This window comes from Plesiomonas sp., assembly GCF_051652165.1.
In the GTDB taxonomy this organism is placed as follows: domain Bacteria; phylum Pseudomonadota; class Gammaproteobacteria; order Enterobacterales; family CAMTGL01; genus Plesiomonas.
Window position 1 is genome coordinate 41370 of record NZ_JBOFTR010000015.1, and the last position, 17326, is coordinate 58695.

General features: G+C 43.1%; 15 protein-coding genes. 4 read left to right on the forward strand and 11 right to left on the reverse strand.

Annotated features, from left to right (window positions below):
- Positions 1-7 precede the first annotated feature (7 nt).
- Complete coding sequence (gene ribF / locus ACRC53_RS08670) at positions 8-946, reverse strand: bifunctional riboflavin kinase/FAD synthetase (protein WP_438643060.1); 939 nt, start codon at positions 944-946, stop codon at positions 8-10.
- Between the two features lie 69 nt (positions 947-1015).
- Complete coding sequence (gene murJ, locus ACRC53_RS08675) at positions 1016-2584, reverse strand: murein biosynthesis integral membrane protein MurJ (protein ID WP_438643061.1); 1569 nt, start codon at positions 2582-2584, stop codon at positions 1016-1018.
- 213 nt (positions 2585-2797) lie between these two features.
- On the opposite strand from murJ, the gene rpsT reads away from it, so the two are divergent.
- A complete protein-coding gene (gene rpsT / locus ACRC53_RS08680; RefSeq protein ID WP_010864619.1) occupies positions 2798-3058 on the forward strand; it encodes a 30S ribosomal protein S20 in 261 nt (86 codons plus the stop codon).
- Between the two features lie 166 nt (positions 3059-3224).
- Here the strand turns inward: rpsT and ACRC53_RS08685 are convergent, their stop codons facing one another.
- From ACRC53_RS08685 to nhaA, 3 genes are all read right to left on the reverse strand, one after another.
- Complete coding sequence (locus ACRC53_RS08685) at positions 3225-3578, reverse strand: ArsR/SmtB family transcription factor (RefSeq protein ID WP_438643062.1); 354 nt, start codon at positions 3576-3578, stop codon at positions 3225-3227.
- Between the two features lie 66 nt (positions 3579-3644).
- The gene (nhaR, locus tag ACRC53_RS08690) at positions 3645-4553 is read right to left on the reverse strand and encodes a transcriptional activator NhaR (RefSeq protein ID WP_438643063.1); all 909 of its coding nucleotides are present in this window, start codon (positions 4551-4553) and stop codon (positions 3645-3647) included.
- Positions 4554-4642: 89 nt separating this feature from the next.
- Positions 4643-5809, reverse strand: coding sequence for a Na+/H+ antiporter NhaA (gene nhaA, locus ACRC53_RS08695; RefSeq protein ID WP_438643064.1), 1167 nt, complete (start codon positions 5807-5809; stop codon positions 4643-4645).
- 327 nt (positions 5810-6136) lie between these two features.
- Between nhaA and ACRC53_RS08700 the strand changes: the two genes are divergently transcribed.
- Entirely contained in the window at positions 6137-7288 is a 1152-nt protein-coding gene (locus ACRC53_RS08700) for a Na/Pi symporter (protein WP_438643065.1), read from the forward strand.
- Between the two features lie 96 nt (positions 7289-7384).
- On the opposite strand, the gene thyA is transcribed toward ACRC53_RS08700, so the two are convergent.
- The 5 genes from thyA to rppH form a co-directional block, all read right to left on the reverse strand.
- Positions 7385-8179 carry a thymidylate synthase gene (gene thyA / locus ACRC53_RS08705; RefSeq protein WP_438643066.1) on the reverse strand — a complete coding sequence of 265 codons (795 nt, stop codon included), beginning with the start codon at positions 8177-8179 and terminating at the stop codon, positions 7385-7387.
- Position 8180: 1 nt separating this feature from the next.
- Positions 8181-8990, reverse strand: coding sequence for a prolipoprotein diacylglyceryl transferase (gene lgt / locus ACRC53_RS08710; RefSeq protein ID WP_438643221.1), 810 nt, complete (start codon positions 8988-8990; stop codon positions 8181-8183).
- 10 nt (positions 8991-9000) lie between these two features.
- On the reverse strand, positions 9001-9789 hold the full coding sequence (locus ACRC53_RS08715) for a sulfite exporter TauE/SafE family protein (RefSeq protein WP_438643067.1): 789 nt from the start codon (positions 9787-9789) through the stop codon (positions 9001-9003).
- 202 nt (positions 9790-9991) lie between these two features.
- On the reverse strand, positions 9992-12253 hold the full coding sequence (gene ptsP, locus ACRC53_RS08720; RefSeq protein WP_438643068.1) for a phosphoenolpyruvate--protein phosphotransferase: 2262 nt from the start codon (positions 12251-12253) through the stop codon (positions 9992-9994).
- A gap of 7 nt (positions 12254-12260) precedes the next feature.
- A complete protein-coding gene (gene rppH / locus ACRC53_RS08725) occupies positions 12261-12788 on the reverse strand; it encodes an RNA pyrophosphohydrolase (RefSeq protein ID WP_438643069.1) in 528 nt (175 codons plus the stop codon).
- A gap of 856 nt (positions 12789-13644) precedes the next feature.
- Here rppH and mutH point away from each other — a divergent pair.
- On the forward strand, positions 13645-14325 hold the full coding sequence (gene mutH, locus ACRC53_RS08730; protein ID WP_438643070.1) for a DNA mismatch repair endonuclease MutH: 681 nt from the start codon (positions 13645-13647) through the stop codon (positions 14323-14325).
- Between the two features lie 90 nt (positions 14326-14415).
- Positions 14416-15162: a TerC family protein gene (locus tag ACRC53_RS08735; RefSeq protein WP_438643071.1), complete on the forward strand. Its 747-nt coding sequence runs from the start codon at positions 14416-14418 to the stop codon at positions 15160-15162.
- A 699-nt stretch (positions 15163-15861) separates the two neighbouring features.
- Here ACRC53_RS08735 and ACRC53_RS08740 read toward each other — a convergent pair.
- Complete coding sequence (locus tag ACRC53_RS08740) at positions 15862-17325, reverse strand: SH3 domain-containing protein (protein WP_438643072.1); 1464 nt, start codon at positions 17323-17325, stop codon at positions 15862-15864.
- Position 17326 lies beyond the last annotated feature (1 nt).

Sequence of the window (17326 nt, forward strand, 5' to 3'; positions counted from 1 at the left end):
AAGAAAGTTAGATCCCGATCGGCAGATGGAAGTAGTGACGAGCTGTCTTTGCATCCTGTGCAATCTGCGTAGTCAATGCGTCAAATGAAGCAAAACGCATTTCAGGACGAATTTTATCTCGCAGCACAACTTCGAGCTGGCGACCGTAAAGGTTCAGATTAACATCAAATAGATGGACTTCAAGCTGTTGGCGCACGCCATCGACAGTTGGACGTGTGCCAATATTGGCTACTCCGGGCAAAGGTTTATCTCCTAGCCCAAGGACCTCAACGGCATAGACACCATTTACGGGTGCGACACGGCGTTTTAATGGAATATTTGCTGTAGGAAAACCAATGGTTCGCCCCAGTTTTTTTCCATGTGACACTCTGCCACTGATACTATAAGGTCGACCCAGTAAACGCTCTGCCTGTGCCAGATTATCATGATACAGTGCTTGGCGAATCGCAGTACTGCTGACTCGCTGCTCACCCACACAATAACTATGGCTATTAACTACTTCAAACCCATACTGGCTACCGGCTGCTTGTAGCATGGCATAATTCCCTTGACGCGCTGCACCAAAGTGAAAATCATCCCCTACGCCTAAAAAAGCCACACCCAATTTATCCACCAATAAATGCTGTATAAACATGTGGGCACTCATTTGAGCAAAGTGATGATTAAAGCTAACACAGAGCAATCTATCAACCCCGGCACGGGCAAGATACACATACTTATCACGTAAACGCATTAAGCGTGCAGGCGCAAGTTCGGGTGCAAATAGCTCTTGTGGCTGAGGCTCAAACACCATCACGGTTAAAGGTAACTGTAAGGCTTGTGCTTTCGCTTTCACTTGTTGCAAAACCGCTTGATGACCAAGATGTACGCCATCAAAGTTACCAATAGTTAACACACAGCCATAATGCTGAGGTTTAATATTCTGGATACCGCGTATCAGCTCCATGTATACATCACCTCGTCAGCGACAAGAGAGAAAATAGCTGCTGATTATACCGTATTCGAGACGTTTGTCTTAGCCAGCAATATCAGTATCGGCACGTAAATCGCGTGGACGCACACCAAGTAACAGTAACAACACTACGTAGACGACCGCGGCTAAACCTATCAGACCCGCTAACCACATCATGCGTAACATGTTGTGTTGAGTTTGCCAGACAGCAATATCGGGCATGATCCAAAATACAGTTGCAGCCATACCGAGCCCCGCAACGACGACTTTGGCTATCAGCAACCCACTTTGGCGGCTAAATTTATAGACATTGGCCGAAGATAAACCACGGTATAACAACCACGCATTCAACGTACCTGACATCGCTGATGCGATTGCTAACCCAACATAACTAAAAGGGATTGCCAGCAAATTAAAGCCCATATTACTGACCATCGAAATAATGCCGTAGCGCACCGGTGTTTTAGTATCTTGGCGGGCATAATAGCCTGGTGCTAACACTTTAATCAGCATGAAGCTAACTAAACCACAGTTAAATGCCAACAATGAAAGCGAGGCAGCATTAACATCAGCGAAGGTAAACTCGCCACGCATAAAGAGTACCATCATCATCGGTTTGGCCAATACTGCAATACCACACATAGCCGGCACGCCGAGCAAAAAGATCATGCGTACGCCCCAATCCATGGTTTTTGCAAAGTGCTCGCTTGAGCTTTCATTATGCCGACGCGACAACGCAGGCAAAATGACTGTCGCAATTGCAATACCAAAGAGCCCAAGCGGAAACTCAAGCAAACGATCTGAGTAGTAAAGATAACTGATAGAGCCTGTCATCAGGAAACTGGCAATAAAGGTATCGAGCAACAGATTAATTTGGCTCACGGATACACCAAACAGAGCGGGGATCATCAAGGTACGGATTTTTTTTACCCCCGGATCACTCCATGCCCACTTAGGCTTCACCAGCAAACCGGCCTTTTTCATATATGGGATTTGAAATAAGAACTGGAATAAACCGCCTAAAAAAATCCCTATCGCTAAACCAATTTCAGGGTATTGGGTATGCGGAGCAAGCCAAATTGCAGCACCAATCATGGCGATATTCAGTAACACAGGTGAAAAAGCCGCCACGCCGAACTGCCCAAGGGTGTTTAAAATTGCCCCTGAAAACGCAACAAGTGTAATAAACCAGAGGTAAGGAAAGGTTATTTTCAAAAGCAATGAGGCCAGTTCATATTTGCTGGCATCTGGCCCGTCGTGTAACCAATCAATAAACCAACCTGTACCAAATAAGGCTGCAACAATCGGTGAACCGACCATCGCCAGTACGGTGACTACGGTGATTAGCCCCCCCAGCGTACCAGAGACTTTAGCGACAAACTCTTGTGTTTTGGAAAGATCGCCCTCTTTTTGATACTCAGTGAGTACTGGAACAAACGCTTGCGAGAATGCCCCTTCAGCAAATAAACGGCGTAAAAAATTTGGAATACGGTTAGCAAACAGGAATACATCGGCAGCCGCACCGGCACCAATAAGGTTAGCAATAACCACATCGCGCACTAATCCTAACACGCGAGATAAGAGCGTCATTGAGCTGACAATCAGCCCGGATTTCAATAAACGTTTACTCAAGATGGATTCACTCGTTGAAATACGTCTCTGATGCTGTATTCCAGCATTAAAAGCTGTTAAAATTGCTCACCATAATAACCGTCATGCGCTGCTTGTACCAGCCTAGGGAAACCGGCGTTTATTTGCACAAATCCATTGACAAAAGAAGGTGAAAAAGGCATAGTCCTCGACCTTTGAAATGTCCAAAAAAAAGTTATATTTGGGAGTTGGACCTTGGCTAATATCAAGTCTGCTAAGAAGCGCGCTGTCCAAGCTGAGAAGCGTCGTCAGCATAACGCTAGCCGTCGCTCCATGATGCGTACTTTCGTTAAGAAAGTATACGCTGCGATCGCGACTGGCAACAAAGAAACTGCAATGACCGCATTTGCGACCATGCAACCTGTTCTGGACCGTATGGCAAGCAAAGGCCTGATCCACAAGAATAAGGCTGCTCGTCATAAAGCGAACCTGGTAGCTCAAATCAAAGCAATGTAATAATTGCCTAAATTAAGTTATCGAAAAAAAACCGGCATTTATGCCGGTTTTTTTTATTTTAATACGCAGAATGTTTTTCCTCTCTACGTACAGTTGCTATTTATTGATACTCATGCATACATAAACGTGCCATGCTCTAAGAGCGACAACGTTTTTTATAGACAACTTAGGCATCTATACATGCACTTGTCGTTCGCATATCTTCAGATTTTTCGATGCAATATAAACGGTACAATGTCCCGATAACCTCTTTTACTGCATGGCTACTGAGCGAATAAAATACTGTTTGTGCTTCTTTGCGTGTTTTCACTAATCCATCACGACGCAACCACGCTAAGTGTTGCGAAAGTGCCGATTGTGAAAGGTTTAAGCGTTCACTTAATACCCCAACAGATACCTCTTTATCTTGCAAGTGACAAAGAATAAAGAGCCTTTTTTCATTTGCCATGGCTTTTAACAGCATGACGGCTCTCTCTACGTTTTGTTCCATGCTCTCTATCTCTACTGTATTTTTCATCATTTTCTGATTTCTATTATTATGTTAGTTACATGTTATATGGATTGCTGCAAGCGCATATTATGCAACCTAGAGCATACAATTGACACGAGATGAAAACAAATTAGAAAAATCCTCACTACACACTTGTTGTACAGCCGGATGTTTAATCATACGATCTGCAAAAATAGCAAAGTACTCTTCTGATAATCCGGGAAGGCGGCCTAACTCAACCATGTTGTCATCACACACGAGCTCATTAACATATAAAGACGGTGCAACAAAAATGGCATTATGCGCATTACCGAATGCTTTCATCAGTGCTGCATCATCAAATTCACCTAAGATTTGTACATCTAAACCTTGTTGATCAATCCACGTCAGTATTTTTCTACCCAGAGCAGAACGACGGCCTGGCATAAGCAATTTACGCTCTTGTAAGCAAGCAGGGAATACGGTACTTGGAGCAGGTTTACTGCACACAAAACTGACGGCACACTCTCCAAGCTTGACAGAAAAGAGCCCCTCATTTTGTGATGAATCAACGGGACAATCAGATAAGATCATATCTAACTTATGCTGGCTTAATTGCTCTAATAGCAGCTCATGTGTTGATTCAAAACAGCGCAGGTGGATCTGCTCATTAGCCGGAATAGCAGCTTGTAATACACGGCTAACCAAACGTTTAGATAATGCATCAGCAACACCAACATCGAATAATATATTGGCCTCTTTGCGATAATTGACAATGTCGAGCATCTCTTGGCTTAGAGAGAACATTTTTTCAGCATAACGGAAAACCAACTGACCCAGTTCAGTTGGTTCTAATCCACGCCCATGGCGTTTAAATAATTTCCCGTTAAAACGCAGTTCAAGTGCCCGAATTTGGCCCGTTACTGTTTGAGGTGTAATAAACAGCGTTTCGGCCGCTTTCGCTACTGAGCCGTATTTACATACGGCCCAAAAATAATACAGATGATTAAAGTTTAAATGCGACATAGCCCCTCTCTATATTGGCTGATGCCGCATCAGTATGACGTTAGCTAACAGGAATGGCTACCTGCAAATAGCTGACATTTTCTGAGAATTTATTTTTTCACGGGTGGCAGAAATACCCGTAATAAAAGGTAACCAATCACCGCAGCAAGAGTTGAGCCAATTAAAATACCTAAGCGTGAATAAATACCGTATTCCATACCTGCTTGCTCAAATGCTAACGAGGCAATAAACATCGACATGGTAAAACCGATACCACACAATACTGATACTGCAAAAATCTGCCGAAAATTCACGCCATCAGGGAGTTTAGCCAACCCAAACTTCACCGATAAGACACTAAAGAGGAAAATACCCAACGGTTTCCCTAAAAACAGACCCGCAGCAATACCCAGTGGCAATGCAGAAGTGAGTGCATCAACCGATACGCCTTGTAACGAAACACCCGCATTAGCAAAAGCAAACAACGGCAATATCAGATAAGCCACCCATGGGTGTAAGCTGTGCTCAATATGTTCAAGCGGCCGCTTATTTTGAGCTTTCAAAGGAATACAAAAGCCCAACACTACGCCCGCTAATGTTGCATGTACGCCTGATTTTAAGAGACTAACCCACAGCACTAAGCCAACAATCATGTACCAGCTAATGTTAGCTACGCCACGCCGATTCATGACAATCAGTAGTACGGTTGAGGCAATAGCAACGGCCAATGCCGCCAGTGATAAGTTGCTCGTATAAAATAGCGCAATAATGACAATAACGCCCAGATCATCAATGATTGCTAACGCTAACAAGAAGATCTTCAAGCTGATAGGCACGCGTTTTCCCAGCAATGCCATGATCCCAAGTGCAAATGCAATATCTGTTGCCGCAGGAATAGCCCAGCCTGCACGTGCCACTTCATGATCACCATTAAACAGCAAATAAATCAGTGCAGGTGCAAGCATGCCCCCTAATGCTGCAATAGCAGGAAAAATGGCCTTCTCTTTACTGTTCAGTGCCCCAACGAGCATTTCACGTTTAACTTCCAAACCAACGAGTAGAAAGAAAATGGCCATGAGACCGTCGTTTATCCAGAGTAACAACGGTTTATTAATCAGTAAGCTGCCAAATTGTACCACGACAGGGATAGCCAAAAACTGCTCGTAGATCCCTTCCAGACGAGTGTTAGCCAGTACTAATGCTAACGCCGAGGCAATAATCAACAAGATGCCTCCGGCTGACTCCAGTCGTAAAAACTGACGAATCATATCGGTCATTGAGAACTCCAGAATTTCTCTTCTTATTACAGTTACACAGCATAAATTCGCTGATTGTCTTATTTTCAGTGTAAAACAGAATAGAAACTCGATAAAATCGTTTCTATTGATGATTTACATCGAAAAAACCGATGTTTTATTCTAAAAATTCCATAAGCTCATACATAACAGACAAAACGTTCGATAAAAGATTGGTTCTCTGTCACAAGTATGCGATTAATCTACTATTCACCCTGCTATTTTGAAGGTTTTTTCTGTTCTGAAATATATCTGTAATATTTCAACGTTAGGATTCTCTGTAATAAATATGACATCAGAGATTCATTCATGCGCAAGATGCCTACCGATCAACGCTCCACGACACCTTCGCCTCTGACGACACTATTGTCTTGGTCAGCCCTGTTTGTTGCTCTTTATTTCTTGCTACTTGCCGTCGCAATGGTAAGTGATGGTTTTAAATTAGCCGCAGGCGATCACGCTAAAGCTCTTTTTGAATTTGCAGAACACCCACTTGCTGCACTGATGGTTGGCTTGTTGGCTACAGCACTGATTCAATCTTCAAGTACGGTTACGTCTATTATCGTTGGACTCGTTGCCGGTGGTTTACCGATTACAACGGCTATTCCCATGATTATGGGAGCAAATATTGGAACAACATTAACCAATACCCTTGTCAGTTTAGGGCATTTACGTTGTAACAATGAGTTTCGCCGTGCTTTTGCCAGTGCCACTATTCACGATTTTTTCAACCTACTGGCCGTATTTATCTTCTTACCGCTTGAGATGGCCTTTGGTATTCTCGATAAGATCAGTGCTTGGTTAGTTGCACCGTTCTCTACAACCGGTAATTTAAATTTTGTTGGCTTTGATTTTATTAAGCCACTGACTAAACCGGTTGTTGCCGCAATCAAATCGATGCTGACCGATGTCTCGCCAACAGTGGCGGGTACGATTATGGCTTTACTGGGGATTGCTCTGATTTTCTGTGCTATCACTGGCATGGGAAAATTGCTCAAAGGGCTGATGGTTGGCCGAGCAAAAGATCTGTTAAAGCACGCAATTGGCCGTGGCCCACTGCACGGTATAGCCTCAGGAGCAACGGTCACAGTACTGGTACAATCTTCTTCAACCACCACTAGCCTCATGGTGCCATTTGTGGGTAATGGGTTGCTGACACTGCGTGAAGTGTATCCGTTTACCTTAGGTTCAAATATTGGAACCTGTATTACTGCGCTGTTAGCCGCAACGGCTGTATCAGGTAGCAATGCACTGTTTGCTCTGCAAATTGCACTGGTACACTTAACCTTTAATGTACTGGCTGTAAGCTTGATTTATGGTGTACCGTGGCTACGGAATTTACCGGTTAAAGCCGCTGAAGGGTTAGCAAATCTGGCTATCAAAAACCGTTTAGCCGTGCTTGGTTATCTTGGTGGTGTATTCTTTGTTTTACCTGGGATTTTGTTAGTCGCTACCCGTTAAGTTGCTCTACATATACTGAGAGACAACACAATACCCATTAAAAAGGCGCTCTAATGAGCGCCTTTTTTGATCTCTTTATTTTTAAATCTGTAATATTTAAATCGCGATAGGTGCTTTAATAGCTGGGTATGGGTCGTAACCGGTAATCTCAAAATCCTCAAATTGATAATCAAAAATAGAGGCCGGTTTTCGCTTTAGCTTCAGTGTCGGTAACGCTCGTGGCGTACGCGATAATTGCAACTGTGCTTGTTCAAGATGGTTTAGATAGAGATGTGTATCTCCCCCAGTCCAAATAAAGTCTCCAACCTCAAGATCGCACTGTTGTGCCAACATGTGCGTTAATAGCGCATAACTGGCAATATTAAACGGCAGACCTAAAAATACATCACAAGAGCGTTGATATAACTGGCACGAGAGTTTGCCATTTGCCACATAAAACTGGAACAGAGCATGACACGGCATCAAGGCCATTTGATCAAGCTCACCCACATTCCATGCAGACACAATAATCCGGCGTGAGTTAGGATCTTGCTTTAGCTGCTCAACCACTGTACTGAGTTGATCTAACGTTCGGCCATCAGCACTGCCCCATGCTCGCCACTGTTTTCCGTAAATCGGCCCTAAGTTGCCTTGCTCATCGGCCCACTCATCCCAAATTTTGACGTTATGTTCATGCAGATATGCCACGTTCGTATCCCCCTGCAAAAACCACAACAGTTCATGGATAATCGAGCGCAGATGGCAACGTTTTGTGGTTACTAATGGAAAACCTTTCGACAAATCAAAGCGCATCTGATGACCAAAAATGGATTGAGTTCCCGTTCCGGTACGATCGTCTTTTTCCGCCCCTTCAGTGAGCACTTGACGCATTAAATCGTGATACTGTTGCATATTATCCCCGCACACCTTGAACTGGATTACGACGGTAAGCCCAAATAATTAATCCTATACCGGCCAATACCATCGGTACCGACAACAGTTGCCCCATTGTTAACCAACCATCAAAGAAACCCAGTTGTGCATCAGGTTCGCGGAAAAACTCACAAAAAATTCGGAATAATCCGTAAAAAACCAAGAACATACCAGAAACACTGCCAGTAGGTCGTGGCTTATTCACAAACAAATTGAGGATAATAAATAAGACTAGCCCTTCAAGTAAGGCCTCATAAATCTGAGAAGGATGCCGTGGGAATGGGCCACCTTCAGGAAAAACCATCGCCCAAGGAACATGGGTGACACGCCCCCATAGTTCACCATTAATAAAATTACCAATACGGCCAACCCCTAAGCCAAAAGGAATTAAGGGCGCAACAAAATCAGCTACAGCAAACATCGGGCGGTGTGTGCGGTAAGCAAAAATGCACATTGCAGTGATAACACCAATCAAACCACCATGGAATGACATGCCACCTTCCCACACTTTAAACAGATACAGTGGGTTAGCTAAAAACAGATCAAAGTTATAAAACAGTACATAACCGATACGGCCACCAAGAAATACACCGAAAAAACCCGCATACAGTAGGTTTTCAACGTCGTCTTTTGTCCAGCCGCTATTAGGTTTAGCTGCTCGGCGCGACCCTAGCCACAAGGCAAAAACAAACCCGACTAAATACATCAGACCATACCAGCGCAATGCCAGTGGCCCTATCTGAAAAATAACAGGATCAATATGCGGAAAAGTCAGATAGCTACTGTTTATCATTGGTCAGTTACCACAACATGTTGAATGCAACGAGTATCAAAAGAACTGCGAACCCTTTTTTCAGGGTCGGCACGGGTAAACGGCTGACTAAATTAGCGCCAACCTTGGATGTTTGTATTGATGTTAGCGCAATACAAAATAGTGCAGGCAAATAAACATAACCTAAACTATACGCGGGTAAATTGGGTTCATGTAATCCGCTTAAAATCAGAGTCAATGAGCCCCCAACACCAAGCATCATACTGCACACCGCAGAGATACCAATTGCGGTGCGCATTGAAACTGAATGCCAGTTTAGATAAGGCACGGTTAAACTGCCACCGCCAATACCGGCAAGGCTTGAGAACACACCAATTAATGTCCCTGCAGTAAATAATCTCTTTTTCGATGGCAGTGAATGTACTGCTATGATCTTTACTGACCATGCCATTTGCAGAGCCAAAATTAAGACCAATACACCAAATACTTTGCTGATCATTGCTGAGGGAATCAAGGTAATGGCGTGTGCGCCAATAACTGCACCAATAATACCGCCAGGGATCATCGCTTTCACAATTTTCCAGTCAACATTTCCTAATTGGTGATGTCGCCACGAGGAGGATATTCCCGTTAGAACAATTGACGCTAATGATGTACCCAGTGCAATCGGCATTAAATGCTGAGGTAAAACGCCCGCTTTGGGCAGTAAGAACGCTAATGCCGGCACCACAATTAGCCCACCACCAATGCCCAGTAAACCTGCCAGTACACCTACAACTGCACCGAGTAACAGGCAAGCGAGAATAAATAGCAACATGGATAGCCTCAACTCACACAAAATGACAATGTGTGATATGCCTTAACGGTATACAAAGGTACTCCCTCTGTAAAAGGCCACACATTGCAATAAGAACAGAGCATATAGCATACCGAGAGATATCCTGTAGTCCTATTAATAATCTGTATAAGTCTCTTTATTTTCAGCAAACTACAACACTATACCGCGATCAAAATATGTTTTAATAAAATGAGTTACCACCACGAATAAAGCCACCAAATCCACGCCGCTCCATAAATGCAGCAGTAAGATGCCGAACTTCGGTGGTAACACGAGCACTGAGGGCTCGCTCTGCCAAAATATGCAGATCATCAAGAGTAACTGCACTTAGCAAGTATTTAATACGTGCGACATTACGCCCGTTCATACTTAAGTGCCGATATCCCATGCCAACAAGCAGCAGCGCACCAATGGGATCGCCCGCCAGCTCACCGCACAAACTGACTGGCAAATTCAATTGTTGCCCTTCTGTACTGATCTGTTTTAGTGCCCGCAATACTGCTGGATGCAGTGAGTCAAAAATATCGGCAACACGTGCATTATTACGATCAACGGCCAACAAATATTGGGTCAGGTCATTTGATCCTACGGAGATAAAATCAATTTTTCCGGGTAAAAATTGCAGTTGATACAGCATTGAGGGGACTTCAACCATAATACCCACTTTCGGCATTTTCAGTGTCAGCCCTTGGGTTTGAACTTGTTCAGCCACTTCACGAAAGGCGCGATCAATCAGTTGCCTTGCTTCATCCACCTCACCAATACCAGAGATCATCGGCAACATAATGGAAAGATTATCAAACCCAATACTCGCACGCAGCATCGCCCTGATTTGGGTAATAAAAATATCAGGATGATCCAAGGTCAGGCGAATACCACGCCAGCCTAAAAACGGGTTATCCTCATGAATCTGTAAGTAAGGCAACGGTTTATCGCCCCCGACATCTAAGGTACGCATCACAACCGGTTTGCTCGGATAGCGTTGTAAAATCAACTGATATAACGCTACTTGCTCATCTTCTGAGGGAAAACTGCCATGCAACAAAAAGGGTACTTCGGTACGGTATAATCCAACACCATCAACGCCTTGATTCACGGCAATGCGGCAGTCTGCACTTAAACCTGCATTGAGTAATATATTAATGTGCTGGCCACAAGCAGTTTGTGCTTGTTTATCTAGACTAACAGCAACTTTATCATCGAGTTCTTGCTCTTCGAGGATCAAACGCTGATATTCGGTACGAAGCGTATGCTCTGGATTGACAATCACATTACCGCGATAGCCATCAATAATCAGTTCACGTCCTTCAAGTAGATCTGGCTCAACATCAACCCCCATCACCGTCGGTACGCCAAGTGCACGCGCTAAAATAGCGGCATGTGAGTTAGCTGCGCCATCGCGTACGACAATACCAACCATTTTTTCGCGCGGTAACTCGGCAATCAATGTCGCGGTCAGCTCATCGGTGACTAAAATAAATTGTGCGGGTAAATTCCACTCACTTTCAGGAACATCCATCAAATGAAAAAGGAGACGATGTGCCAATGTACGCATATCATTGGCGCGTTCACGCAAATAGGGATCAGACAAATTGGCAAATTGTTCGGCAAAATGCTCAAATGTCTTACGCACTGCCCATTCAGCCACAACCCCTTGATCAAGTTGTTCTGCCATGGCTTTGCGTAGCGCAATATCTGAAAGCAAATGGATATAGAGATCAAAAATTGCTGCTGACTCAGAGCTAATATCGGCATTAAACCGCTTACTGTGGCGGCGGAACTCACTGGCGGCTGACTCTACAGCGCGTGATAAACGCTCACGTTCAGTATCGAGATCAAGTGTACTTGCTTGTGCAATATCCTCAAGTGACAAATATGTTCTATCTCGCCAGCCAATACCAATGGCAACACCGGAAGCTGCTGCTTGTGCGCGGATCCGGCGTTGTTGAGTACCATTGAGCAGCCCTAAAGATTGAGTATGGGATAAAATACTGGCCAGTTGAGTGGCTAAAGTGACTAAAAAAGACTCTTCACTCTCATCAAATTGACGCACTTCACGTTGTTGGACAACTAGCACGCCAAGCAGCTGACGACGATAGATAATCGGCGTGCCCAAAAATGAGCGATACGACTCTTCACAAATATCAGGTAAGAATTTAAAACGGGGGTGTTGACGTACATCAGCGAGATTAATGGGCTCTGCCCGTGACCCAACGAGCCCAACGACCCCCTCATCAAAGGCAAGGCTCACTAATTTCCCTGCCGGTTTTAACCCGCGAGTTGCCATTAATCGATAACAGCGGTGTGTGTGATCAGCTAAATACACCGAACACACTTCCGTTTTCATAATCTGACAGGTTTTGTTGACCAGCAGTTCCAATGCCTGTGGTAAATCGGTCGCCGCGGCGACCTGTTCGACAATTTCCCGCAATTTGGTCAACATAATCAGGTTATCCTTTCCTTCTTATTCTTGTACTTTTTAGTGATGATCTCTCTAGATCATCGGTTGGCATCACAACAGAAACAAACTCTTTCATGACTCGCCGATACACATCACGCTTAAATGACACCACCTGCCGTACCGGATACCAATAACTGACCCAGCGCCAGTCATCAAACTCAGGGTTTCCACTGGTTTGCATGTTTACCTTTGACTCATCACACATCAACTGTAATAAAAACCAGCGTTGTTTTTGCCCGATACACACCGGTTTGGTATCCCACCGCACCAGACGTTTTGGCAATTTATAGCGCAACCAATTCCGGGTTGAGGTCAGTAAACGGACATCTTTTTTTGTCAGCCCTACCTCTTCAAACAATTCGCGGTACATCGCCTGTTCAGCGGTTTCCCCCGAATTGATTCCCCCTTGTGGGAATTGCCATGAGTGCTGTCCATAACGGCGCGCCCACAGCACTTGCCCCTCTCGGTTACAAATGACAATGCCAACATTTGGACGGTAGCCATCACCATCAATCACAGGACTACCTCAATACTGAAAACGTCAGTTATGTTGTGATTGTTTCATACAACCTAGAGTCGGTAAACCAATGTACGCATTGAGGAGTAACGGGTGTGTTATACATCAACATTATTGAGCAACTTTGTTGGTTATTTAGACAACCTATGGATAACTTTTACGAGTGTAAACAGTTATAAACAGTTTTCACCATGACAACGGGAAATTATTCACTTTTTCTGTGGATATCACTGTGTAGAAAGAGATATCACCTTATAAAATGGGATTATTCAAAACAGAAGATCAATCAAAACAAAATAGATAAAAAACAGATAAAACAATTAATTAATCGCTTATCTAGTACTATTCTGTGTTCTTTATTCTATACGAGGATCAAAAAGATCATTGATTGAACAAAGATCAATCAGCGGCGGGTTTATCCACACTAATCGTTGATAAGATCAACAGTTTACTGTGCTGTTAAACCTATTTTCCGTTATTCAATGGTACTCTCTGATACAGCACACATCGGTTATCCACGATTATCCCAGTTTTCTGTGGATAACTAGGGGGAAGATCCTGTTTATTGTTGGTGATTTATACAATAATGATCTTACTATTATGGATGATCTTAAAATAATTACCTTATTATTTCTTTATAGATCATAGGATTAAATCAATACGATCGACTCTCTCTCATTGCATCTGCATAGCACGTCATTTGTTGTTCAAAAAACAACCGCTTTATCTTACCGCATGCAATCTGCATTACAGAGCAAAAAGCATTTAACCTGTGGCTTACACTCTACGGTTAGCTCTCTTTTCTCACATCAAAACCTGTATAAAAATGACATTAAAAATAGGGTAAAATGGTGTTATGAATGATTGTAATTTCTCTATCCCACACTCACGCCAAGCTTTATGGCAACGTGCGCTTCAATTAGCGGGTTATCGCTTAGGCGAGCTCGCGGCAGTTTGTGGCCAGCAGGTGCCGCCGAATTTAACACGCGATAAAGGTTGGGTTGGTATGCTAATTGAGCACTATTTAGGTGCGTGTGCAGGCAGTAAACCTGAACAAGATTTTCCTCATTTAGGCGTTGAATTAAAGACTATTCCTATCGATCGGCAGGGAAAACCCTTAGAAACAACCTTTGTGAGCGTCGCCCCACTCACCGGTACGTGCGGGGTGAGTTGGGAAACGAGCCATGTGAAGCATAAATTACAGTGTGTATTGTGGTTGCCGATTGAAGGTGAACGCATGATCCCATTGGCTGAACGGCGTATTGGTACGCCTCTATTATGGACTCCCTCAAAAGAGGAGGAGACGCAGCTACGCCGCGACTGGGAAGAGTTAATGGATTTAATTGTGCTTGGGGAAGTGGAAAATATTACTGCGCGCCACGGTGAAGTGTTACAACTACGCCCAAAAGCCAGCAATAGCCGCGCATTAACCGATGCCATTGGGCGTGATGGCCAGCTTATCAAAACACTACCACGCGGGTTTTATCTTAAAAAAGCCTTTACTGCCGCAATTTTAGCTAAACACTTCAATCTATAATACATTTTCGATTTGTAACACCTAATGAAAAATCGCTATCAACAGGTTATGATTTCAGGTTATTCCCGTACAGTTTAGGTGTTAGTTTTCATGGAACTACTTGTTGATCCAAATGCGTGGATTGCGCTGTTAACACTCACAGCACTCGAAATTGTGTTAGGCATTGATAACATTATCTTTTTGAGTATTTTAGTTGGCCGATTACCTGAGCATCAACGGCAAAAAGGGCGCATTTTGGGCTTAGGGCTTGCTATGGGCACCCGGATTTTGCTATTGATTTCATTAACGTGGCTGATGCGCCTAACCGAACCGATGTTTACAGTGGCTACACATGCTGTATCAGGTCGAGATTTGATTTTGTTCTTTGGTGGTCTGTTTTTAATCGCTAAAAGTACTCATGAGATCCACGAAAGTTTACAACAACATCACAATGATGATCAGGTTGTTAATGCCACCCGAACAAGTGGCCACTTTTTGCTGACTTTAGTGCAGATTGCTATTTTAGATATTGTATTTTCATTAGATTCTGTCATCACGGCAGTTGGGTTAGTCAGTGATCTGCCAATTATGATATTGGCCATTATCATTGCGGTGTTAATTATGATGTTAGCAGCCAAAAGCATTGGTGATTTTGTCGATAACAACCCGACAATCAAGATGTTAGCATTAGCTTTTCTGATTTTAGTCGGTTTTACCTTGTTAGGTGAGAGTGTTGATATACATATTCCGAAAGGCTATATCTATTTTGCGATGGGCTTTTCTTTTGGTGTCGAGATGCTCAATATTCGTTTACAACGGGGTAAATCGATAAAACTAAACAAAAATATTCCCGATTAATAAACCTAAACAACGCAGTAAATTTTGATGTTTGCTGCGTTTCCCTTTTATCGTTTCTTTTACAGTTTGCGCTGTACCCATACCTTTTTATTACATCGCTAAACAAACCTAACTGATATATGGGTTTTGAGTGTAACGAAGGAAGATTATAGGCAAAAAAAAACCTGCGACTCCGCGCAGGTTGGTGCAAATAGGGCTATCATAAGCCCTTAAAATGTTTCTTACAGTTAGAATAACGAATGCCTAAGGTTGACTCCAGCACTGATTGGCAACAAACCGGTTCAAAACGTAAAAAAGATTTTCAATTAGAATATACGCTAACATAGCGATAAATAGCCGCTTATTTTAGTACAACATCGTTTTGAGACAATATAGTTTTAAAACAACATAAGCGATATCGTGCAGTAATAAATAGAACCAACCCATAAAAAGTATGGCCGATAAATAATGCTAATAAAACCTGCAAAGGTATAAAAACGATATTAATGAGATATTCAACAATATTGCGTAAAAATACACATGTGTTTTTTATAACCTGTTATACCACACCGATAAATACGTTAAGTTATGTTTATGCTGTTCTATTTTAAAATAAGAACTCACGCTTTAAAATCAAGCGTGATCCCTAAGTGTTTACCAACATTAAATTAACACTGTAATTCAATACCACCACATGTAATGTTAATTGTATTTGATTATTTATTCAAAAAACCCCAACTTAAATTGTACGCGATCGGCTAATGATACTAATTTCGGGTTCTCAGGGTAAGCAGACAGGAGTGGGAAAAAGACTGTGCCTCCGACAATACTTCGGCTACTTGAATCACTTGGACGCAAGCCCCAAAGGTTCTGATATGTCATAGGGGTATCTTGCCCATGTATGACACTGTTTCCGATATATAGCATAATATGCCCAGGAATATAGATAAGGGTCGTAAACGGTTTACCATGCTCTTTGAGATAATCAATCCGCTCATCAATACTCTTTTGACTCAGATCAACCACTCTTGTTGCTGCCTGTATTTGATCACCGGAAAATCTTGGCAAGAAAATACCAAATGGCATAAATAAACTGCGCAGTTCAGCAGAGCAATCATTATAAAAGTTATAATTCCCCCAGCCATAGGTTCTGCCACTCATTGATTTCATCAGTATGGCAATGTTCCTCGGTGTCATCTCCCATGGCATTGCCGCAAATTCATCATCTTTAAGTGTTACCCAACGAATTTGTGCAGCACCATTCACATTGCGGACCGGTACAGCCACTAAAAAATGGTCTGATTGTTGCGTTTTAAAGGGAAGGATCGTACCGGGACGAGCGGTAAAATAGTATTGATCCCCCTCATAAACAGAGACCGGCTCTTTAATAAATGCGCCCATCTGTTTTTGTGCCAAAGAGACCCATTCATTGATAAATGCTTGCTCAACATACGCAAGATCTTCACTGTGTACCCACCCTGTGACCGACGGTGATATGACATATTTCCAGCGTTTATCATTGCTTTGAGCTAATACGTAGGCGGGTGCTCCCGCACGAATAGAGGACATCTGTAAAGTATCAAAAGGGTATCCTTGCCCAGCCTTACGCGGATCATCATATGCAGGATCATCGGTTGGCAATACTCTGACTAAGGTCTCTCTTATGGCTATTTCTCGTGCAGCAGGAAGATAATGAGCCTGCATTGTTGTTTGAGCATTATTCCTTACCTCCTCTTTCCAGCGATCTGGATTCATTTTAAAATTACTACCCCACGAGAGGCTTTGACGAGCAAGAAGTTGATTGATCGTTGCATCTCTTTTTTTCTCAGCTCCACCATGTAATACCGACGTAATATACGAGGCGTTCCAAGGTGATTGTTCATCTTTCCCTAGACCAAAATAGTGCGACTTTAACACCGCAAAATACCGTTGCTGAGTTGCAGCATCAAGAACAGGGGTTTGCACATCACTTGAATCAGGCGGTAGCCACTGCTCAACAGACTGTGGGTAGTTGGCCATAGGAAAGAGGTTTTTTGTCGGGTCAATATAGTCTGTAGCCGAATGCCCAGCACCAACCATATTATCAGCATCTACCCGCTGTTTTTCCAGATGACAAGCCGATAGCCACAGAGGAAAAAACAGACACAAAAGTTTTGTTATGGATAATTGTGTATTTGTTTTCATA

What these genes read in the sequence shown, in the direction of transcription:
- ACRC53_RS08740 (WP_438643072.1), bottom strand. Translation starts at nt 17,325, where the DNA reads ATGAAAACAAATACACAATTATCCATAACAAAACTTTTGTGTCTGTTT.
- thyA (WP_438643066.1), bottom strand. Translation starts at nt 8,179, where the DNA reads ATGCAACAGTATCACGATTTAATGCGTCAAGTGCTCACTGAAGGGGCG.
- nhaA (WP_438643064.1), bottom strand. Translation starts at nt 5,809, where the DNA reads ATGACCGATATGATTCGTCAGTTTTTACGACTGGAGTCAGCCGGAGGC.
- ACRC53_RS08735 (WP_438643071.1), top strand. Translation starts at nt 14,416, where the DNA reads ATGGAACTACTTGTTGATCCAAATGCGTGGATTGCGCTGTTAACACTC.
- ACRC53_RS08700 (WP_438643065.1), top strand. Translation starts at nt 6,137, where the DNA reads ATGCGCAAGATGCCTACCGATCAACGCTCCACGACACCTTCGCCTCTG.
- ribF (WP_438643060.1), bottom strand. Translation starts at nt 946, where the DNA reads ATGGAGCTGATACGCGGTATCCAGAATATTAAACCTCAGCATTATGGC.
- ptsP (WP_438643068.1), bottom strand. Translation starts at nt 12,253, where the DNA reads ATGTTGACCAAATTGCGGGAAATTGTCGAACAGGTCGCCGCGGCGACC.
- nhaR (WP_438643063.1), bottom strand. Translation starts at nt 4,553, where the DNA reads ATGTCGCATTTAAACTTTAATCATCTGTATTATTTTTGGGCCGTATGT.
- ACRC53_RS08715 (WP_438643067.1), bottom strand. Translation starts at nt 9,789, where the DNA reads ATGTTGCTATTTATTCTCGCTTGCCTGTTACTCGGTGCAGTTGTAGGT.
- mutH (WP_438643070.1), top strand. Translation starts at nt 13,645, where the DNA reads ATGAATGATTGTAATTTCTCTATCCCACACTCACGCCAAGCTTTATGG.
- ACRC53_RS08685 (WP_438643062.1), bottom strand. Translation starts at nt 3,578, where the DNA reads ATGATGAAAAATACAGTAGAGATAGAGAGCATGGAACAAAACGTAGAG.